This window comes from Methylocystis rosea SV97 (assembly GCF_000372845.1).
GTDB classification, from domain to species: domain Bacteria; phylum Pseudomonadota; class Alphaproteobacteria; order Rhizobiales; family Beijerinckiaceae; genus Methylocystis; species Methylocystis rosea.
In genome coordinates, this window is the sequence record NZ_KB889963.1 from 400,204 (window position 1) to 422,531 (window position 22,328).

The following is a 22,328-nucleotide window of genomic DNA, read 5'->3' on the forward strand; positions in this document are numbered from 1 at the left end:
CGCCGACCGAGCGCTACGCGCGCTACAAAATGATATATTCCCCACATGAGCGAGATCGAGCTAAAACTCTTGCTGGACAAGAAGATGTCGAGCGAGATTTGGGCGCGCCTGAAGGCGTCGAAGCTGGCTCACGGCGCTCCCGTAACGAAAACGCTCAGAAGCATTTATCTCGATACGCCCGACCACGCACTGAACAAGGCGGGAATTGCGCTGAGGCTCAGGCGCGATGGGCGGCGGTGGATTCAGGGCGTAAAAACCAGGGCGACGTTGCACGGCGGCCTATCGCAGGTCGGCGAGCTAGAGAACCCGGCGCCTGGCGGACGCCTGTGTCTCGATGCAATTTCGGATTCATCGATTCGTGAGGAGATCGTTGACCGCGTCAACGGCGCTCCGCTTCAAACCGTTTGCGAGACCGTGATCACGCGCAGGACGAGCGAGTTGATGCTCTCCGACGGCACGCGCGCCGAGCTCGCGCTCGACATTGGCGAGGTTCGGGCTGGCGAACGATCTGCTGAACTCTCCGAGTTGGAAATCGAACTCCTCGCAGGCAAGGCAAGCGGACTGTTCGACATTGCGCTTATCCTGGTTCCCGATGGCGGGTTGCAATTCTCCCGTCTTTCCAAGGCCGCGCGCGGTTATTTGTTGGCGCAAGAGGGACGGATCGATTCGCCGCTTGCGCCCCGCAATGCTCAGAACCTTGCGCTTGACCCGGCGCAAACCGCCGAGCAAGCGGCCCGTGACGTCTTGCGCGAGTGCCTCGATCAGATCGCCACGAATGTGCTCGTCGTTCGCCAGCTGGACGACGACGAGGGGCCGCACCAGCTGCGGGTTGGTCTGCGGCGGTTGCGCAGCGCATTTTTGGTCTATGCCGCCGTGCTGCGAAGCCCCGAGATGAAGCGGCTTGACGCCGAGGCGCGCTGGCTCGGACAAGAAGTCGGGAGCCTGAGGGATCTCGATGTGGTGGCGAACGACATGGCGCGGCGCGAAGCCGAAACTCATCCCGACGAGCCCGGACTTTCGGCGCTCGCCGATGTGGTCGCGCGGCAGGCGAAAGAACGGCGCGAGCAGCTGCGCAAGCTTCTTGTCGGCGCGCGCGTGCAGGCGTTCCTCATCGATCTTGCACGCTTCGTGGAGACGCGCGGTTGGCTTGTGCCTCAGGATTTCGTCCAGACCGAGCGGCTGGCGGCGCCGATTACAACGCTCGCGCGCGCATCTCTTAACAAACGCTGGAAGAAGACAGCGAAGCATGCCCAGGGACTTGAGACGCTGACCGTGGAACAGCGCCACGAGTTGCGCAAGGAGCTCAAAAAGCTGCGCTATGCCGTCGAGTTCTTCTGCTCCTTATTTCCGGCGAAACGAATCGATCCTTTCTTGAAGCGTCTTAAGAAGCTGCAGACCGTATTTGGCGATCTCAACGACGCCGCGACGCTGAAAGCGACGTTCACGGGAACGGACGTCCCCGGCGCCGAAGATCCATCGGTACAGCGCGCCATCGGCTGGATGATCGGGGCGAGTCAGGCGCGCGCCGAATTGGGCTGGACCGGCGCCAAGGCGCTCTGGAGAGATCTCGAGCAGACCCGCCCGTTCTGGAAATGACGACGTCGCGATCGCCGCGCCATTGGGCGTTTCCTCAATAATTTTTGGATTGCCCCTGGCGCCATGTTACATGGCCGCGCGAAGTGGTTGGGCGCTGAGGATTGCGGCGCGCGATGCGATGAGCGCTGTCTTGTTGATGGATGTCCGATATTGGGAGACTGAAATCTATGCAGAGCGATCCTTTCAGCGAAATTAACGCCACCTTCCGAATGCTCTACGGCGCAAATCGCGACGAGGTGTTCGCATCGACGCCGGTCTCGGCGATTACATTGATCGGGACCGGCGAAATCTGGCGCATCGAGCATGGCGCGGTAGTAAAGTCCTATCCGCCGACGCCGTGGCTTTCGCAGGTCAAGTCGCTGATGCATGCGGTAATCGGCGTCCAGGGAACCTGGGCGCGCCTGGTGCGCGGCAGGGACCTCGAGTCCGCACGGCTTGCGGCGGTACGCCTGAATAAGGCGCTGGAGGAGGCCGTGTCGCGTTTGTCGCGTGAGCTGCCCGCCGAACTCGTGTCCCCCGCGCAAATCGTTCTGGGCCAGCTGCTTCAGCTCTCAGTCAACTGGGCCGCAGGTCAGATGGCGACGCCGGCGGAACTCCCGGAGGCTGTCGAAAAGGTTCAGGTCGAACTTGAAAAGATCATCACCGCGGTGGGAGAAGCGGTCTACGCGTCCATCGTCAGAGGCTTGCACAGTTTCATCGACGAGACCGACCCTGCCGTCTGGGAGACCTGTCTCGTCTGCGTTTGCGGCGTGGCCTTTGGGCGCCGCGACAATATTGAAATCGCAGCCGCCATGTCGTTGATGGGCGAAGAGTCGGTCGGAACGCGGCTTCTCTATCTCGAGAATGCCCACGATTTGCCTCAGGCCATGGCGTGTTTGGCTGCGGCTCTCGCCGATAGGGATCTTGGAGAAGGCGTTTTCAACGATCCCTATCGCATATGGCGCGATCTTCTGGGCGACGTCGCCGCCCGGCATGTTGGCAAAGGCTTCTTCCCGACGCTCGGCCGTGATCGATAACGATTGCGTTCTGAGCGTCAGCCAGAGACGCCGCCGTGCGACTGCAAAGCTTAGAAGAGGCCCGCGTTATAGGCGGCGACGTGACTGAATTCGCCAAGGGCCATCGCGATGTTGAGCGCTTCGGCGGCCAGTGCGATAGCGACGACTCCAAAAATTCCTGTCGTGATCATCGGTCCCATGACGTTCTCCTTTCTGCGTTAATCAGAAGTTAAGGAGAGACGCGCGCTGGCGCTGTGCGCCGTCGCACAAGCCCTGAAGGCCGGAAATCGCCCGGCTCAAGGAGATCCCCTACGCCGCTGCTAGCGATAGAAAAGCGCGACCGCCAGGAAGAGCGCCAGCAGCAAACAGAGCGTTTGCCAGAAGATGAGGGGATTGCGTTCGTAGAGAGACTTTTTGCGCAGCGCCAGCGGTTGCCCCCGCGCCGCGCCGTTTTCAAGCTCGAAGGCGAACTCCAGCACATCGCCGAAACGATCTTCGCGCGCGACGGCGATCGCTTTGACGATGGCGGCGTCGAGCCAGGCGGGGAGGTCGGCTCGCTTGAGGGAAAGCGGAAGCGGCTTTGTGAAGCGCGGTCTACTGAACGGCTCGATCTCGCCGTAGGGGTAACAACGGCCGAACATACGATAGACGGTGACCCCGAAAGCATAGAGATCCGACGCTTCGTCGCCGACGGCGCCGTCGAAAAGCTCGGGCGCCATATAGCTCGGCGTGCCGGGCGCATGCGCTTCCGGCAAATTCTCGAGGTTCGGCGCGCGGCAAACGCCGAGATCGACGAGCCGCAGCCCGCCATCCTTGAGCAAAATGACGTTGTCCGGTTTGATGTCGCGGTGGATGACGCCGCAGCGATGCAAGGTCGCGATCGCGCGCGACAAACGCGTCGCGATCGAAACGCCTTCGGCAAGATCGATGCGCGGCTCGCGCCGCAGGCGCCCCTCCAGCGTCTCGCCATCGTAATATGGCATCACCGAATACAGCCGGCTTTGTCTGCCCGGGAGCAGTTCGACGACTTCGCCGATGAACGGACTTCTCACCCGCGCCGCAACCCAGGCTTCATTGACGAAGGCGAGCCGGTAGGCGGCGTCATCGGCGACGCGCGGATGCGGAAACTTCAATACGACCGCTTTTCCGTTCTGCGTATCCGTCGCCCGCATCAGCCGACTGTAGCGCCCTTCAGAAAGAAGGCCGTCCATTCGAAACTCGTCGACAAGATTTCCGATTGCCGGCAGCTCGCCAATCGGCAAGGCTGCGAAGGCGCGGGACAAAGCGCGCTCGTCGGCCGGCGGCACATCGATGACGTCAACGACAAGCGCAGTGACATTGTCGTGGCTGCCCGCCTCGAGCGCCGTCTGAACGATTCTCTCCGACGTCTCCTGCGGCCCGCCCCTTTCGGCGAGCAGCGCACGAAGCTTGGCGTCTGGCAACACCCCATGAACGCCGTCCGAACACAGCAGAAATCGATCATGCACACTGAGACTATGCATGCCTTGGTCGAACAAAAGCGCATCGTCGAAGCCGACCGCGCGAAGGAGCGCATGGGCGAAATCACCGCGACCGATCGTGTGGTCTTTCGTCAGTCGCTCGAGGCTGGCGCCAGCCAGTCGGTAGACGCGCGTATCGCCGACATGAAGGATGAAGGCGTTTCGACGCGACAGGATCAGCGCGCTGAACGTCGTCGCCATGCCTTCCAATGAAGGATCGACTCTCGACTGCGCCGCGATCCAGCTGTTAGCCGCTTCGAGCGAGCGGGCGGCGGCGCGACTGACGCCCAAGGTCTCCGGCTGCGCATAGTAGCCATCGATGAAGGTGCGCACAGCAGTCTCAGCCGCGGCGCGCCCGCCCTTGTGGCCGCCAACGCCATCGGCGATGGCGGCGACGACGCCCTGCACGGCGCCGGCGCCGCCTGGACCCAGGCAAAATGCGACATAGTCCTGGTTGTCAGGCCGTCTGCCTTTTTGCGTCGCAAAGCCCGCTTCGATTCGAAGATCATGAACGACGCGGACCGACACGGCTGTTCCTCAGCTCAGATTCGCGCGCCGGAAACGGCGCCCCAGGTCGTGCGCCAACGCGTCTTCACGAAGATCAAACCGACGAGGCCGAGCAGCGCAAGGAAACCGAAGAAGACGAACCCGGCGGTGAAGCCGCCCGTCGCGCCTTTGGAGTAGGCGAGCGTCTTGGCGAGGAAAAATCCGCCAAAACCGCCTGCGGCGCCGACGAGGCCGGTCATCGCGCCGATCTCCCGGCGAAAACGCTGCGGCAGCAATTGAAACACCGCGCCATTGCCCATGCCGAGCGATAACACGCCAACAGAGAACAGCGCCACCGCGGCAAAGGCGACGGGCGGCAACTGCATCAGACCCCATCCCGCAACGCCTTTCGCAGGGGCCGGTCCCACTGGCAGAAAGGCGACGGCGAAATAGCAGGCGGAGACGAGAACGAAGAGGAAGCACAACGTCTTCACCCCGCCGATGCGGTCCGCGATATAGCCGCCGACGGGCCTGAAACCCGAACCGAAAGCGACGATCAGCGCGACCATGAGGCCCGCGGCGACTCCCGTGGCGTGATACTGCGTCGTGAAATAGAGCGGAAGCGCCGAAGCAAGACCAACGAAGCCGCCGAAGGTGATGAAGTAGAAAAACATGAACCAGCGGCTGTCGGAGTCCGCGAGCATTCTGCCGTAGTCGGCAAGAGCAATCGTCGTTTTGCCGCCGGGCGCGTCCTTGGCGGCCAGCGAATAAATCAGCAGCACCAAAACCATCAGCGCGAGCAGTACGCCATAGACGGTCTGCCAACCGTAAGCCTCGGCGATCGAGGGCGCAAAAAGCGTGTCGAGCACGACCCCCATATTGCCGGCGCCGGCGATGCCCATCACCAGGCCCTGATATTGCGGCGGATACCAGCGGCCCGCCTGCGGCAGGGCGACGGCGAAGGACGCGCCGGCGAGCCCGAGAGACAGACCGAAAAGCGCGATGGCGATCGAACTACTCAGGCCAAAGACGCACACCAGAGATACCGCGAACATCACGATCGCCTGCGCGAGGATGCCCGTCATCTTCGGGCCGATCGCGTCGGCGAGGAGGCCGAGCGGAACGCGAAAGAAGGCGCCGCCGAGAACTGGAATCGCGACGAGCGAGAGTTTGTCCTCGACGGAAATCGGCATGCCTTTGGTGATGTAAATCATCAGCGGGCCGAGTGAGACCCAAGCCATGAAGCTGATATCAAAGTAGAGGAAGGCCGCAAGCAACGTCGGCCAATGACCGGCCTTTTTAAAATCCGACAGTTTCATCAGATGCTCCTTCTTTCATGTTTGGCTTGTCCTCTCGCGCGAAATCGATCGCAGACTCGGCGGCGAGAGAAATCTTGATGAGACGTTGAATTTCCGGTTGGCAGGAGCCGCAATTGGAGCCTGCGCGAGTGGCCTTCCCGACGTCGAGCGCCGAGCAGCAGCCTTGTTGAATTGCCGCTTCGATTTGCTTTTGGCCGACGCTAAAGCATGAACAGACGAGCGGACCGTCATTCGTCAGTTGTCGGCTCGAGCGACCGGACAACAGCGACAGCCGTTCTGACTGATCAAGACGATCGCGGGCGAAGAGTTCGAGCGCCAGGTCCCAGGATTGTGCAACGGGAGACAAAGCCCAGATGAGCGTTGCGCGGTCCCCGACGAAGGCTGCCCCCGAGAGAAGACTCTTGGTTTCGTCAATCAATTGTATGACGTCTTCGCTCGCGGCAGCTGTGCGGATGACGTCTGTCCAGGCGTCATCCGACAGGTCGGCGGCGACGCGATAGCCGTAGCCATTGGCGACGGCGACGCGCGCCCACCATACGCCCTCGGGCAACGTGATCGAGCCGCGCGAGAGGAGGAAGCCCTGGCGCGCGAAGCGCAGAGGCGTGATGATGGCAGGCGTCGCCTTCGATTCCGGCTGTCCCGAGAAAGGATCGACACAGGGCGCGACAAGTGCGCCAATGCGCGCATCCGCGGCGGTTTCATCGGTCCAGTGAATCGGCGCAAAAATATGCCCGGCAGGCTGTCTTACAGTCGCCACTGCGCGCAAGACGCAACTCCCATACGGCGTCGCGACGCGGGCGAAACCGCCGTCTTCTACGCCAAAGTGTTCAGCGTCCGACGGGTGAACCTCGACAAAGGGTTCAGGAAGATGCCGCGCAAGGCGAGGGCTCGCGCCAGTGCGCGTCATGGTATGCCATTGTTCGCGAATGCGGCCGGTGTTGAGCCGAAGCGGAAAGTCCTTCGTCAATGTGGTCGCCAAGTTCGGCTTCGCCGGCGCAATGAATTTCGCGCGTCCATCTTGCGAGATGAAGCCCCCTTCAGCGAAGAGGCGCGCTCGGCCCTTGCCGTCGCCCTCATCAATCGGCCACTGCGTCGGCTCGAGCGCGTCATATTGGGCGTCGCTTAAGCGCGCGAGACCGCCAATATCGAAGGCCCGCGTTGCGTCATTCTCGAAAGCCGAAAGCGCGGCGTGTTCGCGAAAAACATCTGCAGATGAGCGATAGGCGAAGCCTGCAAAGCCCATGCGTCGCGCGACATCGGCGAAGAGCGACCAGTCGGCGCGAGTCTCTCCCGGCGGGGGTAGAAAAGCGCGCTGACGCGAGATGCGGCGCTCCGAATTCGTCACCGTGCCGCTCTTTTCGCCCCACGCCTGCGCCGGCAGGAGCAAATGCGCGCCGCTATTGATCGTGTCGTTCGACGCCACATTGTCGGAGACGATGAAGAGTTCGAGCTTGCCGAGAGCGGCGCGCACGGCGTTGGCGTTTGGAAGCGACGCCGCCGGATTGGTGCCGACGACCCACAGCGCCTTGATGTCGCCGCGCGCGATGGCGTCAAACATCTGCACCGCCTTCAGCCCCTCGCGCGTCGCCATTCGTGGCGCATTCCAGAATCGGCGAACGCGGTCGATGCTTTCGATCTCAAAACCCATATGCGCGGCGAGGCTATTCGCAAGTCCGCCGACTTCGCGCCCGCCCATGGCGTTGGGCTGGCCGGTCAGGGAGAAGGGCGACGCGCCAGGTTTGCCGACTCGGCCCGTCGCGAGGTGACAATTAATGATGGCGTTGACTTTGTCGGTCCCCTGCGCCGACTGATTGACGCCCTGCGAGAAGCAAGTGACCGTGCGCGGCGTCTGCGCGAATAATTCGAAGAAGGACGCGATGTCGACCTCGCGCAGTCCGGTCGACGCGGCAGTCCCTTCAATCGACGGCGCGATGGTCTGTGCGGCCTTCAGGGCCTGCGTCAGCCCCGTCGTAAGACGGCGGATGTAATCATCGTCGAAGGCGCCGAGCTTCGCGAGATAGACAAGCAGGCCGCAAAACAGCGCCTGATCCGCGCCCGGCGCGATTTGCAGAAACAGGTCGGCGCTTTCAGCCGTCGGGGTGCGGCGCGTGTCGATGACGACGAGCTTGGCGTTGCGCTCCTCCTTGTTGCGCATGATGCGCTGGAAGAGCACTGGATGACACCAGGCGGCGTTGGAGCCGACGAGAACGATGAGGTCGGCTTGGTCGAGGTCTTCGTAGCAGCCCGGCACGACGTCGGCGCCGAAAGCGCGCTTGTGGCCCGCGACCGTGGAGGCCATACACAGGCGCGAATTTGTGTCGACATTGGCCGAGCCGATAAAGCCCTTCATCAGCTTGTTGGCGACGTAATAATCTTCGGTCAGCAACTGCCCCGAGAGATAGACCGCGACGGCGTCAGGACCGTGCTCATCGACGATGCGGCGAAATCCGTCCGCGGCTTCATCCAGCGCCGCATCCCAGCTCACGCGCGCGACGGCGCCGTCGGCCTGTCGGCGCATCGGATGGAGAAGGCGCCCTTCGAGCCCGAGCGTTTCCCCAAGCGCCGATCCCTTTGAGCAGAGCCGCCCAAAATTTGCCGGATGCGCCGGATCGCCAATCACGTCGGCGCCATTTGCGGACGCGAGCACGCCGCAACCGACGCCGCAATAGGGGCAGGTCGAGCGCGTCGTCGTCGCCTGAACAGGCGCGATGCTGTTGTGCAGATTTTCAAGCGCCGCCGGCGCCAGGACTTCATCGAGCATGAGCGGCCTCAATAGACGTCCTGTTGATAGCGCCCGCTCTTCTTGAGCTGCGCGACGAAGGCGACCGCTTCATCGGCGTTGCGGGCGCCGAATTCGGCGACGACGTCGACAAGCGCGCGTTCGACATCCTTGGCCATGCGCTGCGCATCGCCGCAGACGTAAAAATGCGCGCCTTCCGCCAGCCACGCCCATAATTCACGCCCGGACTGGCGCATGCGGTCCTGCACATAGAATTTTTCTGCGCCGTCGCGCGACCAGGCGAGCGACAGACGCGTGAGCAGACCTGTCGCCTTCATCGTTTCGAATTCGTCGGCGTAGAAGAAATCGCAGGCTGAACGCTGGTGTCCAAAGAAGAGCCAGTTCCTGCCGGGCGCGCAGGTCGCCGCGCGCTCCTGCAGAAAAGCGCGAAACGGCGCAACGCCGGTGCCAGGCCCGATCATGATGATCGGCGTCGTGGGATCGTCTGGCAGCGCGAAGCCATGCGCCGACTGCACATAGACCGGAAGGCTGTCGCCTGGCGCGATGCGTTCGGCCAGAGAGGTCGAGGCGACGCCAAGACGCTTTCGCTTGCCGACGACATATCGAACCGCGTCGACAGTCAGCGAGAGGCGTCCCGGCGTCGCCTTGGGGGAGGAGGAGATGGAATAGAGGCGCGGCTGCAGCGGCTCCAGCGCTTCGACAAAGGCTTCCGGATGTGGCCGCGCGCCTGGAAATTTCTGCAGCACGGAGAGCACGTCGAGCGTTGCCGCGTCGCCGTCAGGATCTTTGCCCTGCGCCAGCAAACGCGCCTTCTCGCGCTGCGCGCCGCCGGTAATGAAGGAGATCAACTCGAAAAGCGCATCAGGCGCCGGAGACAGCGAAACGTCACTGAGCAAGGCGTCGCGAAGAGTTTTGTCGCGCACCGGCGTCACATGCGAGGCGCCGAGCATGGCGATGATCTGGTCGACGAGGCCGAGATCATTTTTGGGAAACACGCCGAAGCTGTCGCCAACTTTGTAGCTGAGTTCGGTGGCGCCGAGATCGAACTCGATATGCCAGGTGTCTTTTTCCGAACCGTCCTTGTTCAGCCGACGGCGAGAAGCGAACGTCGCCCGTGCCGGATTATCCCGCGAGCAGCCGGGCGCCGCAACGTTAGTGGGTTCAACTTGCGCAACAATGGCCGGCGCCGGCGAAGGCTGATCCAGCTCCGCCGCAAGCGCCTTCAGCATGCGCGCCGTGTCCTTGCCGCCGGGCGCGCAGAGATTGAGGCGCGCTTCCTTTCTAGTGGCCAGAGCCTCCGCATAGGTCTCGCAAATGTAGCCGCACTGGCCGCAGTCCTGTTGCGCCATGGCCGCCATCAGGCGGCGACGCAGCGGACGGCCTTGGGCAAGCTGCATGCGCGATTCGAGCGCCAGCGTCTGGTCATGCCACGGCGCCTCGCCATCGTCGTTATCGGCGCCAGCCATTACAGCGGCGTTCGCTTCTGGCGTGAGCGGCGTGATCGAGCTGTCATCGGGCGCGGCGAAGCCGGCAAAAAAACCGCTGAGCCAGGCGCGCTGCTCGGGCGTGAAAGGCGCGTTCGGCGGAATGAGAAAAGGCGGGGAGGACTGATGAGTCACGCCATGCTCTCCTCATTGACAAGACGGCGCAGCGTCTCGATGTCGTGACGGCGCGCGAAGCCGACAAAGGTTTCGTCCGCGTTCGCGCGGTTCTTTCGATAGGCGCGGAGTATTTTCGCCACCATTTCCGGCGCCTTTTCCTCCTTCACATTTTGATAAAGTTCGGAGGCAATACGCGCGTCTTCCGCAAAGCCGCCGCCGACGAGAATGTGATAGCCCTCGACCGTGTCGCCCTCGTCATTCACCGGCACGCGCGCGCCGATCAGTCCGATGTCGCCGATGTAATGCTGCGCGCATGAGTGGTGGCATCCGGTGAGATGAATGTTGATCGGCGTGTCGACCGGCGACGCGTTTTCGCAGTGCGCCGCGATTTCTTCCGCATGCCGCTTGGTGTCAGCGGCGGCGAAACGGCAGCCTGAACTGCCCGTGCAGGCGACGAGCCCGGCGCGAATCGGCGAGGCTTGCGTCGAAAGACCGAGCGCCTCGATCATCGCGACAGCTTCGGCAATCTGTGTGTCGCTAACGCCCGTGATCAGCACATTCTGCCAGACCGTGAGACGCAGGCCGCCGTCGCCGAATTGGCGCGCGATCTCGGCGAGACCGCGCGCCTGCTCGGGGGTAAAACGACCGACCGGCAACATTACGCCGATCCAATTGAGTCCCGTGTCTTTTTGCGGATGCACGCCGATATGCGCCGCGCGATCCTGACGCGGGCGAGTGGCGATCGCGTCCGTGCCGATGCGAAGCAGCTTGCGACCCAGTTTTTCTTCGACGGCGGCGAGAAATTTGTCGAAGCCGAAAGCGTCGAGCACATATTTGAGCCGCGCCTTGGCGCGGTTGGTGCGATCGCCATGCTCGATGAAGACCCGCAAAATTTTGTCGGCGACCTCCACCGCTTCGTCCGGCGGCACGATCACGCCCGTGTCGCGCGCAAAGTCCTTGTGACCAGTAATGCCGCCGAGCGCGAGGCGGAAATAAACGCCCGGCGCGACACCATGCGCATCGTTCACGTCAACGGCCTGAAAGCCGATGTCATTGGTGTCTTCCAACGCGCCGATCAATCCCGCGCCGTCAAAGGCGATGTTGAACTTGCGCGGCAGTCCGTAAAGCGAGCGATCGTTGAGGATGTGATGATGCATGGCGCGCGCATAGGGGCGCGTGTCGATCAGCTCCTGCGGATCGACGCCGGCGGTCGGCGTGCCGGTGATGTTGCGGATATTGTCCGCGCCGGAGCCCTTGCTCCAGAGTCCGAGATCCTGAACCGCCTCCAAAATATTCGTGGCGTTTTTCGGCGCGATCTCGCGAATCTGGATATTGGCGCGCGTGGTCACATGCAGATAGCCGCCGCCGTAATTTTCCGCGAGATCCGCAAGCCCGGCGAACTGCCAATGCGTCAGTGCGCCATTGGGAATGCGCAGCCGGCACATATAGGAGTCCTGCGCCGGCGCGACATAGAAGAGTCCGTAATAGCGCCAACGGAAATTGTCGGCGGGCTTTGGCGGCGCGTTCTCTTTCGCTTGAGCGACAAGGCGCGGCCAGGCGTCGAATGGATGCTCCTCGCGCTTCCATTTTTCCTGATCGGTCAGCTTGCCGCCTACCGCGACGACGCGGTCCTGCGCAGATAAATGCGCGGCGTCGGGCCCCATCGGCTGCGCTGGCGAGGGCGGCGCCTTTTGTCCACCGCGCGCGGAAAAGCCGGCTGCAAAGCCTTCGAGATAGCGCTTCTGGTCGAGCGTGAAATCGACGGACATTTCAGGCGGCCTCTTGCATCGGCGGGCCGAACATCAATTCGTCGCGCATAGATGAAACTTTCGCGCCGGAACGGATGAGATCGAGGAGATCGGCCGCGCCGCTCGTATCCCCGATCAGGATCGCGCCAACGAGCCTGTCGTCACGCACGACAAGCTTGCGATAGAGACCCATGCGCGGGTCCTTGCAGACGATACGGCGCGCATCGCCTTCGCCGAGATAATCGCCGGCCGAGAAAACGCGCACGCCGGACACTTTTAAATTGGTGGAGACGACGCTGCCGCCATAGGAGGCGCCTTGTCCGGCGAGCCGCATGGCGAGCACGCGCCCCTGCTCATAGGCCGGCTCGACGAGCCCGTAACAAGCGCCGTGATGTTCGGCGCACTCGCCGATGGCGAAAACGTCGGATTCGCTTGTCTTCAAGCCATCGTCGACCTTCACGCCCCGCCCGACGTCGAGACCCGCCTGTCGCGCGAGGTCAGCGTTGGCCTGAATGCCGACGGCAAAAATCACGGCGTCGGCCGGAATCTTTTGTCCGTCCGCGAACTCTACATTCTCGACTCGGCCAGAGCCGCTGATGCGCGTCGTATTGGCGTTGAGAAGCACGCGCACGCCTTTCTCTTCGACGAGGCGGCGCAGGATGTCGGCGCCGGCCGCATCGAGTTGGCGCTCCATCAGCCGATCCATGACATGGGCGAGCGTGACGTCGACGCCGCGGCGCGCCAGGCCATAGGCCGCCTCCAGTCCCAGAAGGCCGCCGCCGATGACGAGCGCGCGCATCTCCTTTCCCAGCCGCGACAGCGCCTCGACGTCCCGCACGTCGCGAAACGTATGAACGCCCGGAAGATCAGCGCCTTCGATCGGCAGCCTTGCCGCGCGCGAACCCGTAGCGAGCACGAGTTTCGAGTAGTCGACGCTCTCGCCATTATCGAGGATGAGACGCCGCGCCGCGGCGTCGATCTTGATGACCTTGCGGCCGCTCAGAACCTCGACGCCGGCGACGCGCCACCATTGTGCCGGCTTGAGTTCGATGTCATCGACCGACAATTCCCCGGCGAGCACCGAAGACAGCAGCACGCGATTATAAGCAAGTCGCGGTTCGTCTCCGATCACGAGAATGTCGTATCGACCCGGCGCCCGGTTCGTCAGCTCCTCGACGAAACGCGTAGCCGCCATGCCGGCGCCGACGATGACAAGCTTTTCGCGACTTCTGCAATCCTGCAATACAGTCATGTTTCGACTCTGCTGAACGGCCGAACGGTCCGGTCACAGGTCGCTTTGCCTTACGGGTGATGAAAACGGGCAAGACGACCAAAGCGCGACGCAAATTGCGAAATCGCTTCTGTGACGGAGCCCGACTTTGGGCTCGTTCCGGCGGACCGGCGGTCGTCGTTGACCGATGGGGTGATTGCACTTTTCGGGCCAGAGGCCCCGGCGTGGTTTTTCCCCGGGAATGCGGGCGTTTGGCGCTGACCGACGGCAGCCGGCGGGATTTTGCGGCGCCGAATGCTTAGGCGCGAGGCGCCTAACGGCTGGCGCTTTTGAACAGAGGTTCAGCGCTCATAGGCGCTGTCCGATATCGAAGCCGGCGAGATAAGCTTCATAGCTGCGGTCGTCGAACGAGGGTCCCGCAAAAGCCCCGATTTCGCGCTGAACATGCGGCCCACCGATCGCAGCGTCGAAAAGATCTGGGCGCAGAACGCTCTTCGCGCGATCGGCCATCTCTGGCGAATGGCGCGTCTGCCCCCAGCGCAGCATCTGCGCATAGACCCATTCGGCTTGCCGTGGATCCGGCCGCATGGCGCCGTCTCGTCCAATGATCAGGTAGTTGGCGTCGCTTCGTTCGTCGCGCGCCTTGACGCGCAAATGGCCGGTGAGCACGCGCCCGATAATCTCGGCGTCGACGCCGACATATTCAGGGCGCGAGAGAATGTGCGAAACCTCGCCTAGGTCTTGCGGCTCGTCGACGAAGGCGGCCCCCCTGTCGAGCGCGCGGATCAGCGCCGCAACAAGATCAGGATTATCGTTGGCGAAGCTCTCGCGCAGAGCGAGGACTTTCTCGGGCGCGCACGCGAAAATCTCGCAGCCGAAATGCAGAATGACCCCAACGCCGGCGTCGACCGCGACAGAACTCCAGGGCGCGCCGACGCAAAAACCGTCGAGCTGACCGCGCGCCAGATTTTCCACCATGTAGGGCGGCGGCAGTGCGATCAGCCGCAGGTCTTCATCCGGATCGACGCCGCCTTCCGCCATCCAGTAGCGCAGCTGATAATTGTGCATGGAAAATGGAAAGGTCATGCCGAAGGTCAGGGGCTCACGTCCCTCGGCCCGTCGCCGCGCGACGAGCTTGGCGAGCGCGCGCGCGGTTTGCGCCGGATGCGCGACCTCGCCTTCCGCGGCGAGTTCGGCATAAAGCGCCGTGGACACCGCGATCGCATTGCCGTTCATCGCGAGATTCATCGGCGCGACAAGCGGGACTCGCACATGGCCCAGTCCGAGCGTGGAAGCGACCGCCATCGGCGCCAGAAGATGCGCCGCATCGAAACGGCCAATGGCGAGCTTGTCTCTAATATTCGCCCACGACGCTTCGCGGATCAGTTCGACGTCGAGACCTTCCGCCTTGGCGAATCCCTTATGCACGGCAATTAACAGCGCGGCGGCGTCGACGAGCGGAATGAACCCGATTTTCACATGCGCCTCGCCGGTCATTTAAACATCTCCGCCGCAGTGATGACCGAGCGTGCAATTTCGATAATCTTTTTGTTTTCGCGCATGGCCGCGCCGCGCATCAATTTGTAGGCGTCTTCTTCGGAAAACTTCTTCGCCTTCATCAATATGCCTTTGGCGCGTTCGATCGTCTTGCGCTCCTCAAGATCGGATTTGGCCTGTTCGAGTTCATCCCGAAGCTTAGAGAAGGCATTGAACCGCGACACGCACAGATCGAGGATCGATTTGATGCGCTCCTTTTTCAACCCGTCGACGATATAGGCCGAGACGCCAGCATCGACCGAGGCCTGAATCGACGCCGTATCGCTCTGATCGACAAACATGGCGATCGGCCGACGCACCGCGCGACTGACCTGAAACATTTGCTCAAGCGTATCGCGCGAAGGATTCTCGAGATCAATCAGGATCACGTCGGGGTCGCTGGCGTAGATGTGCTTCAGCAGATTGTGCATCTCGCTGATGCGCTCGACCTCTGTGAAGCCGGCTTCACGCAGTCCCTCCTCGAGGATCAGCGAGCGGATGGGGCTTTCGTCGACAATGACGATCTTCAATTCACGGCGTCCAGTGAGCGCATGTATGGGTCGCGCCAGCGGCGGCGCATCGCCGTCAGTCTCCGCGATCCGCCCGCCGGGCCGCGACCAACGCACGTTATATCTTGAAGCGCAACGACATGCCCGCCTGCCAGTTCTTCATGATCTGCGGACCGTTGAGATTCTGATAGACGGGAAGACCGGCCTCGACCGCGACCGTTGCATTGTCATAGCCGATAAATTTGCCGCTGATCGTCGCGCCGCCGAAGACTTCGACCCGCTGGCCGCCATAGAAGGCCGGATTGGCCGGCACGGCCGGGCCGCGGATTTCCGGATCGAAGCCGCGAATCGGGCCCTGCGTCGAACCGCTTACGCGCAAAGTTGTGGTGAGACCGGGCGTCCAGGTGTAGCCGCCCCAGGCGTTGAATTCATGCAGATCGCCCCATCGGTAGCCCCCGGAAGGATTCGGGCCGAGCGGAAAGCGCAGGCGATATTCGAGCAAGTAGTCCCAGGAATAGTCCAGTGAATTTGCGGCCAGAGGGAAGCGCCCGCGATAGCCGAGGCCCCATGACCAGGGTCCCAGATAGCCGGCATAGACGATGCCCGGCAGGAAATCGAACGTGCCCGTGCCGGGCTGCATGCCATAGAACCCTCGGATGTTGCGGCGGGTTCCGTCGGGCAGGAGAAAGTCCTTGAACGTGGCCGTGTAGCTGCCGGCAGGCAAGGAGACGCCAAGAGAGAGCTGGATGCGGTGGACGTCGTCCTGATAGATGCGATAGACGCCCGATAGAGTGACGTCGGCAAGGCTCGTCGTTCCCGGCAAACTCCTGCCGAGCGGCAGAATGCCCGACGCGCCCTTGAAGGTTAGGGCGTTGAGATTTTTCTCGATCATGCCGGCCGTGAGAACCACTGCGAAATCTTTGGTCACGCCGTAGTTCAGGCCGACAATTTGCGTCGCGACCGCGATATTTTGCGGGATGATGCGCACGGTTTGGCGGGGATTGAGAAAGAACGGCACCGTCGTGACGATATATTCGTTGGAGACCGTGCGCGTTCCCATTTTGATGCCCGACAGATTAGCGAAGACGGGCGTAATGGAGAGAACGAGTTTGCCGGCGGCCGGCATGTCGACGCCAAACATGCCCATGGGCGCTGGCGGCGGAGGCGGCGCGGCCGGCGCCGGGGATGGCGGCGGCGCTTGAAGTTGTATCGCAGTCGCCTCGGACGGCGCGCTCTTGCGGGGCGCGGCGCTCGCGCCGGTCGCCACGAGTACGGCCGCCACGACTATCAATCTTGCGCCGCGCCATGGCGGCTGTCGGCGCATCGATCGCTGGGGCTGTGCTCTCTTCATCGCGAACCTCATCTGCATCTCGCCTGTGCGCGCCCAGAAACGAAAAAAGCCGCTGCCTGAACGCCTGCGAAGCAGACGTTCAGGACAGCGGCGATGCTGGGGGCCCTTCTGTGGGCCGGGTGACGTCGCAAGCGACGCCCTCGCGCCATCGGATGCAATCGCGGCGCCACCTACAGCGAAGCTGTATGGCGCGCGTCGCTGAGCCGCTTTGGACGACAGGCTTTTGCAGGGGTTCGCCCTTGCACGCGCGCGCTCGCGAAGCGTTCACGAGGAACCATTCGCGTGGCGCGCTTTGCTTGCGAGGCGGCAACGAGCGCTGAAAAAATTTGCATTCTGCCGCCAACAGCGACAGCCGCTTCGTCCTTGTAGCCGCGTTTGCCGTGATGACGCGGCCTTCTAAACGTCTTCCGTCCGACGTCCGTGTTTGGACATGAGTACGCAATGAGAGGATGTGAAACTTGTCTCGCGGCCGCCTCAGAGGGCTCGCTATGAACGAGACGAAGAAGAAAGCGCCGATGACCGATCAGCTTCGTCGCCCGCATCGATAAGGGCCAGTCGAGTGATAGGGTCGCGGGCGCCGATCCTGCCGTCGCCCCTTCGGACTGAAGAAGAGGCCGAGATTTCCGCCGACGGAGGACGAGCAGACCTCTCGCCGCGAATGGAAGGTCCGCTCCCGGCGCAACGCGTATCCTCGGGAAGACTGGGGCATCCGGTCGAAAGGCCTTTTCGTCGCGCCCTTCAATGCCGCGAGGGTGAAATTGATGGTCGATGCCGGCAGCGGCGCGCCGGTGAGGGTATTCACCTGGTATGCGCCATTTAGCTGCTTGCTAATGCATTTGCGCCCGTTCGGACGACACAGATGTGAGCGCAGTCCAACGACGACCTAAAATCCTAATAGCGCCTTTACATCATTTGCGCGCAAATTGCGGTTCGTGGTTCTCGTTTGGCGAAGCATCAAGGCGAGAACGCGACATTAAAGTGAGATGCGCTCATGCCTCTATCTCTCATAGGCCTAGGCGTCGCGGCCTTTATCTTTGTGATCGCGAACAATCTGGTTCACGAGATGCGCGCGCGGCGTGCGCGCATTGATTCACGGCGCCAGTAAGCGTGGAGAGGAACACATGCTCGATCTTCTGTACGTTGGCCTCGGTCTTTTCCTGTTTGCGGTCGTTGGCGCCTATGCGCGGGCCTGCGGGCGCCTTTAGGAGAACCGCATGTTTGAACCTGTCATCGGACTGATCGTCGCCGTTCTTCTCGGCGCCTATCTCGCCTATACGCTGCTCCATCCCGAAAAATTCTAAAGGGAGGCTCGGCATATGCCGGGCGTTCGCCATGACTTCCATTGGGCTGGCGCAAATCGCCATCGTCCTGCTTGCCGTTATTGTCGCCGCTATTCCGCTCGGCAATTACATAGCCACCGTCTTAGCGGGCGAGCGCAGCCTGCTCTCTCCCGTGCTCTCGCCCCTTGAGCGCGTCTTCTACAGACTCGCCGGCGTTGATCCAGCGCGCGAGCAAAACTGGCTTGCCTACGCGATGTCCATGCTGGCCTTCAGCGTCGTTGGATTTGCGTCGCTCTACGCCCTGCAGCGGCTCCAGGCCTATCTGCCGCTCAATCCTCAGGGCTTTAGCGGGGTTCCCGCCGACCTCGCCTTCAACACGTCGATGAGCTTCGTCACCAACACCAATTGGCAAAACTACGGCGGCGAGTCGACGATGAGCCACCTGACGCAAATGCTCGGCCTCACGGTGCATAATTTCGTATCCGCCGCCACCGGCCTTGCGATGGCGTTTGCGCTGGTGCGCGGTTTCTCGCGCGCCGAATCGCCGACCGTCGGCAATTTCTGGGTCGACCTCACCCGTTCGACGCTTTACGTGCTCCTGCCGCTCTCGATCGTCGTCGCGCTCGCCCTCGTCGCTCTCGGCGTGCCGCAGACGCTTCAGGGATCGGTCGAAGCGACGACGCTGGAGGGCGCCAGGCAGATGCTCGCCATAGGCCCGGTCGCCAGCCAGGAGGCGATCAAGGAGCTCGGCACCAATGGCGGCGGCTTCTTCAACGCCAATTCCGCGCATCCTTTCGAGAGCCCGAACGCCCTTTCCAACATGCTGGAAATCTGGGCTCTGCTTGTCATCCCCTTCGCCACGGCCTTCGCCTTTGGGCGTGCGGTCTTCGACTATCGACAAGGTCGCGCGATCGCCATCACGATGATGATCGTGCTCGTCGCGGGCGTATCAGTCGCTTACTGGGCCGAGGCAGGCGGCAATCCGTTGCTGACGGAGATCGGCGTCGATCCTTCGCCTGGCAATATGGAAGGCAAGGAGGTGCGCTTCGGCCCTGCGATGAGCGCGCTATTTGCCGCGTCGACCACGGGCACGAGCTGCGGCGCCGTCAACGCCATGCATGACTCGTTCATGCCGCTCGGCGGTCTCGTTCCCTTGTTCAACATGCTGATGGGCAGCATCGCGCCGGGCGGCGTCGGCGCCGGGCTCTACGGGTTTCTCGTGTTGGCGATCATCGCGGTTTTCATCGCCGGCCTCATGGTCGGCCGCACGCCGGAATATCTCGGCAAGAAGATCGAGGCGCGCGAGATGAAGCTCGCGATGCTCGCGGTGCTGATCTATCCGCTCAGCGTTCTTGCCTTCACCGGCGTTTCGGTCATGCTTCAGACCGGTCTCGCCAGTCTCAACAATGCCGGCCCGCACGGGCTTTCCGAAATCCTTTACGCATTCGCCTCGGCGACGGATAACAACGGATCGGCTTTCGCAGGCCTGACGGGCAATACGCCTTGGTACAACACGACGCTCGGCGTCGCGATGCTGCTCGGACGCTTCGCCTTCGTCATTCCCGTATTGGCGATCGCCGGCGCGTTCGCTGCGAAAAAGAAGGGCGCTGCTTCAGTCGGCACCTTCCCCACGCATGGGCCCCTCTTCATCGGCCTGCTGCTCGGCGTCATCGTCGTCCTCTATCTGCTGCAATATTTTCCGGCGCTCGCGCTCGGCCCAATCGTCGAGCATTTCGCGCTGCTTGCAGGAAAAACCTTCTAAGGAGCTTGTTAGATGTCGCATAAAGTGGCCGCTCCCGGTCTGTTCGACGCCGCGATCACAAAGCGCGCCGCCGTCGACGCCTTCAGGAAGCTCGATCCGAGACGCCTTGCCCGCAATCCAGTGATCTTCGTCACGGAAGCCGTGTCGGCGGTGGTCACGGCGTTCTATGTGCGCGATCTCCTCGCGCAGAACGGCGCCGCCTTTTTCTCTGGCCAGATCGCCGCCTGGCTGTGGTTCACCGTGCTCTTCGCCAATTTCGCCGAAGCGGTGGCGGAGGGACGCGGAAAGGCCCAGGCGGACGCCTTGCGCAGGACACGCAGCGATTCGCACGCCAAACGATTGATTGATCCGCAAGACAAGAGCGGGATGAAGGACGTCTATGAAGGCGTGTCGGCGCTCGATCTCAAGCTCGGCGACGTGGTGCTGGTCGAAGCGGGCGACCTCATCCCCGGCGATGGCGAAGTGATCGAAGGCGTCGCCTCGGTCAACGAGTCGGCGATCACAGGCGAGTCCGCGCCGGTCATCCGCGAGGCGGGAGGCGACCGTTCAGCCGTGACCGGCGGCACGACGGTTCTCTCCGACTGGATCAAGGTGAAGGTTACCGCCGCGCCGGGTTCAACCTTCATCGATCGGATGATCGCGCTCGTCGAGGGCGCCCAGCGGCAGAAAACGCCGAACGAACTCGCGCTGTCGATTCTCCTGTCCGGGCTGACGATCATTTTCTTGATTGTCTGCGTGACGCTTTGGCCGCTCGCGATCTACTCTGGCGCGGCGATTTCGGTCACCGTGCTGATCGCGCTGCTCGTCTGCCTGATCCCAACGACGATCGGCGGACTCTTGTCGGCGATCGGCATCGCCGGCATGGACCGGCTGATCCGCTTCAACGTCATCGCGACCTCGGGTCGCGCGGTGGAGGCGGCGGGCGACGTCGACACGCTGCTTCTCGACAAGACCGGAACGATCACTTTCGGCAATCGCATGGCGGATGAGTTCATTCCTGTCGAGGGCGTCTCGGAGCATGCGTTTGGCGAAGCCGCTCTGCTTGCTTCGCTGGCGGATGAAACGCCGGAGGGCCGCTCAATCGTCGCTCTCGCGAAAAGCGCCCTTGGCTTTTCGACGCCGGACCTCGGCCAGGAAGCGCAGATCGTTCCCTTTTCCGCGCACACGCGCATTTCGGGGGTCGATCTTCCTGGACGTATGCTGCGCAAGGGTGCCGTCGACGCCGTCGCGGCGCAAGTCAAGTGCGTTCCTGTCGATTTCGAACGCGCCGTCGAACGGATTTCGCGCGCCGGCGGCACGCCTCTGGCCGTTTCAGAAAACGGCAGGCTGCTCGGCGTCATTCATCTCAAAGACATCATCAAGCCCGACATCAAATCGCGCTTTGCCGCCTTGCGCGCCATGGGCATCAAAACGGTGATGGTCACCGGCGACAATCCGATCACCGCCGCGGCGATCGCCGGAGAAGCGGGAGTCGACGACTTCATCGCGCAAGCCAAGCCCGAGGATAAACTCGCCTATATCCGTAAGGAGCAGCAGGGCGGCCGCCTGATCGCCATGTGCGGCGACGGCACCAATGACGCGCCGGCGCTCGCTCAAGCGGACGTTGGCGTCGCCATGCAGACCGGCACCCAGGCGGCGCGCGAAGCCGGCAATATGGTCGACCTCGACAGCGATCCGACGAAACTCATCGAGATCGTCGCGATCGGCAAACAGCTGCTGATGACGCGCGGGTCGCTGACCACCTTCTCGATCGCCAATGACGTCGCCAAATATTTCGCGATCATTCCGGCGCTGTTTGTCGTCGCCTATCCCGAACTGGAGGCGATCAACATTATGAAGCTCGCCTCGCCGCAGTCGGCCATCCTCTCGGCGGTGATCTTCAACGCGCTCATCATTATCGCGCTCATCCCGCTCGCGCTGAAGGGCGTCCCGTACCGGCCCGTGGGCGCCGCCGCTTTGTTGCGACGAAATCTGCTGATCTATGGACTCGGCGGTCTGATCGCGCCCTTCATCGGCATCAAGCTTATCGATCTCGCCGTCTCGGCCGCTCATCTCGCATAAGGAGCCCTCAGATGCTCTCCCAAATTCGTCCGGCGGTCGTCATGATCGTTCTTTTCGCCGCGCTGACCGGAATCGTCTATCCGCTCGCGATCACCGGCGTTGCGCAACTCGCCCTGCCGGCGCAGGCCAATGGAAGCGTGATCGAACGCGATGGAACAGTGATCGGCTCGGCGCTGATCGGACAGAACTTTGCCTCCGATCGCTATTTTCACGGCCGGCCTTCGGCGACGACAGGCCCCGACCCAGCTGATCCTTCGAAATCCATCGACGCGCCCTACAACGCATCGAACTCGATGGGCTCCAATCTCGGGCCGACGTCGAAGAAGCTTGTCGACCGCGTCAATGCGACGATTGAGGCGGAATTCGCCGCCGGCCGCGTCGACGTCGTCGCCGCCGACGCCGCGACGACGTCCGCCTCCGGCCTCGATCCACATATTTCGCCGCAGTTCGCGCTGGCGCAGGCGGGAGCCGTCGCCAAGGCGCGCAATCTCAGTGAATCGCAAGTGCGCGCCGTTGTCGAAGCGAATCTCGAAGGGCGCGTTCTTGGCGTGATCGGCGAGCCGCGTGTAAATGTGCTCTTGCTGAATTTGGCTCTTGATCGCTTACAATAGAGG

At 62.5% G+C, this 22,328-nt stretch carries 16 protein-coding genes; 5 read left to right on the top strand and 11 right to left on the bottom strand.

Going from position 1 to position 22,328, the window contains the following annotated elements:
- Positions 1-45 precede the first annotated feature (45 nt).
- The gene (locus A3OO_RS0102160) at positions 46-1,596 is read left to right on the top strand and encodes a CYTH and CHAD domain-containing protein (protein ID WP_018406188.1); all 1,551 of its coding nucleotides are present in this window, start codon (positions 46-48) and stop codon (positions 1,594-1,596) included.
- A gap of 167 nt (positions 1,597-1,763) precedes the next feature.
- The gene (locus tag A3OO_RS0102165; protein ID WP_245257083.1) at positions 1,764-2,612 is read left to right on the top strand and encodes a hypothetical protein; all 849 of its coding nucleotides are present in this window, start codon (positions 1,764-1,766) and stop codon (positions 2,610-2,612) included.
- 50 nt (positions 2,613-2,662) lie between these two features.
- On the opposite strand, the gene A3OO_RS24515 is transcribed toward A3OO_RS0102165, so the two are convergent.
- From A3OO_RS24515 to A3OO_RS24170, 11 genes are all read right to left on the bottom strand, one after another.
- Positions 2,663-2,791, bottom strand: coding sequence for a hypothetical protein (locus A3OO_RS24515; RefSeq protein WP_018406190.1), 129 nt, complete (start codon positions 2,789-2,791; stop codon positions 2,663-2,665).
- A gap of 120 nt (positions 2,792-2,911) precedes the next feature.
- Positions 2,912-4,618, bottom strand: a complete 1,707-nt coding sequence (locus tag A3OO_RS0102175; RefSeq protein ID WP_018406191.1) for a bifunctional protein-serine/threonine kinase/phosphatase — start codon at positions 4,616-4,618, stop codon at positions 2,912-2,914.
- A gap of 14 nt (positions 4,619-4,632) precedes the next feature.
- Positions 4,633-5,895 (bottom strand): MFS transporter, encoded by a 1,263-nt coding sequence (locus A3OO_RS0102180; protein WP_018406192.1) that lies wholly within the window; start codon positions 5,893-5,895, stop codon positions 4,633-4,635.
- Positions 5,876-8,656, bottom strand: a complete 2,781-nt coding sequence (locus A3OO_RS0102185) for a nitrate reductase (RefSeq protein ID WP_018406193.1) — start codon at positions 8,654-8,656, stop codon at positions 5,876-5,878. Before A3OO_RS0102185 ends, A3OO_RS0102180 begins: the two co-directional genes overlap by 20 nt.
- An 8-nt stretch (positions 8,657-8,664) precedes the next feature.
- Positions 8,665-10,254 carry a sulfite reductase subunit alpha gene (locus A3OO_RS0102190; protein WP_018406194.1) on the bottom strand — a complete coding sequence of 530 codons (1,590 nt, stop codon included), beginning with the start codon at positions 10,252-10,254 and terminating at the stop codon, positions 8,665-8,667.
- Positions 10,251-12,005 carry a NirA family protein gene (locus A3OO_RS0102195; RefSeq protein ID WP_018406195.1) on the bottom strand — a complete coding sequence of 585 codons (1,755 nt, stop codon included), beginning with the start codon at positions 12,003-12,005 and terminating at the stop codon, positions 10,251-10,253. The genes A3OO_RS0102190 and A3OO_RS0102195 overlap by 4 nt, the downstream gene beginning before the upstream one ends.
- A gap of 1 nt (position 12,006) precedes the next feature.
- Positions 12,007-13,236, bottom strand: coding sequence for an NAD(P)/FAD-dependent oxidoreductase (locus A3OO_RS20980; RefSeq protein ID WP_018406196.1), 1,230 nt, complete (start codon positions 13,234-13,236; stop codon positions 12,007-12,009).
- A 327-nt stretch (positions 13,237-13,563) separates the two neighbouring features.
- Positions 13,564-14,712 (bottom strand): CmpA/NrtA family ABC transporter substrate-binding protein, encoded by a 1,149-nt coding sequence (locus tag A3OO_RS0102205; RefSeq protein WP_018406197.1) that lies wholly within the window; start codon positions 14,710-14,712, stop codon positions 13,564-13,566.
- A complete protein-coding gene (locus tag A3OO_RS0102210; protein WP_026222611.1) occupies positions 14,709-15,281 on the bottom strand; it encodes an ANTAR domain-containing response regulator in 573 nt (190 codons plus the stop codon). The genes A3OO_RS0102205 and A3OO_RS0102210 overlap by 4 nt, the downstream gene beginning before the upstream one ends.
- A 97-nt stretch (positions 15,282-15,378) precedes the next feature.
- Positions 15,379-16,584 carry a hypothetical protein gene (locus tag A3OO_RS0102215; protein ID WP_018406199.1) on the bottom strand — a complete coding sequence of 402 codons (1,206 nt, stop codon included), beginning with the start codon at positions 16,582-16,584 and terminating at the stop codon, positions 15,379-15,381.
- Between the two features lie 1,055 nt (positions 16,585-17,639).
- On the bottom strand, positions 17,640-17,954 hold the full coding sequence (locus A3OO_RS24170; protein ID WP_245257085.1) for a hypothetical protein: 315 nt from the start codon (positions 17,952-17,954) through the stop codon (positions 17,640-17,642).
- Here A3OO_RS24170 and kdpA point away from each other — a divergent pair.
- The 3 genes from kdpA to kdpC are packed head-to-tail and all read left to right on the top strand — an operon-like array spanning position 17,944 to position 22,325.
- Positions 17,944-19,653 (top strand): potassium-transporting ATPase subunit KdpA, encoded by a 1,710-nt coding sequence (gene kdpA, locus A3OO_RS0102240; protein WP_018406202.1) that lies wholly within the window; start codon positions 17,944-17,946, stop codon positions 19,651-19,653. The two genes, A3OO_RS24170 and kdpA, sit on opposite strands and share 11 nt — an antisense overlap.
- 12 nt (positions 19,654-19,665) lie before the next feature.
- A complete protein-coding gene (gene kdpB / locus A3OO_RS0102245) occupies positions 19,666-21,714 on the top strand; it encodes a potassium-transporting ATPase subunit KdpB (RefSeq protein ID WP_018406203.1) in 2,049 nt (682 codons plus the stop codon).
- An 11-nt stretch (positions 21,715-21,725) separates the two neighbouring features.
- Entirely contained in the window at positions 21,726-22,325 is a 600-nt protein-coding gene (gene kdpC / locus A3OO_RS0102250; RefSeq protein WP_018406204.1) for a potassium-transporting ATPase subunit KdpC, read from the top strand.
- Positions 22,326-22,328 lie beyond the last annotated feature (3 nt).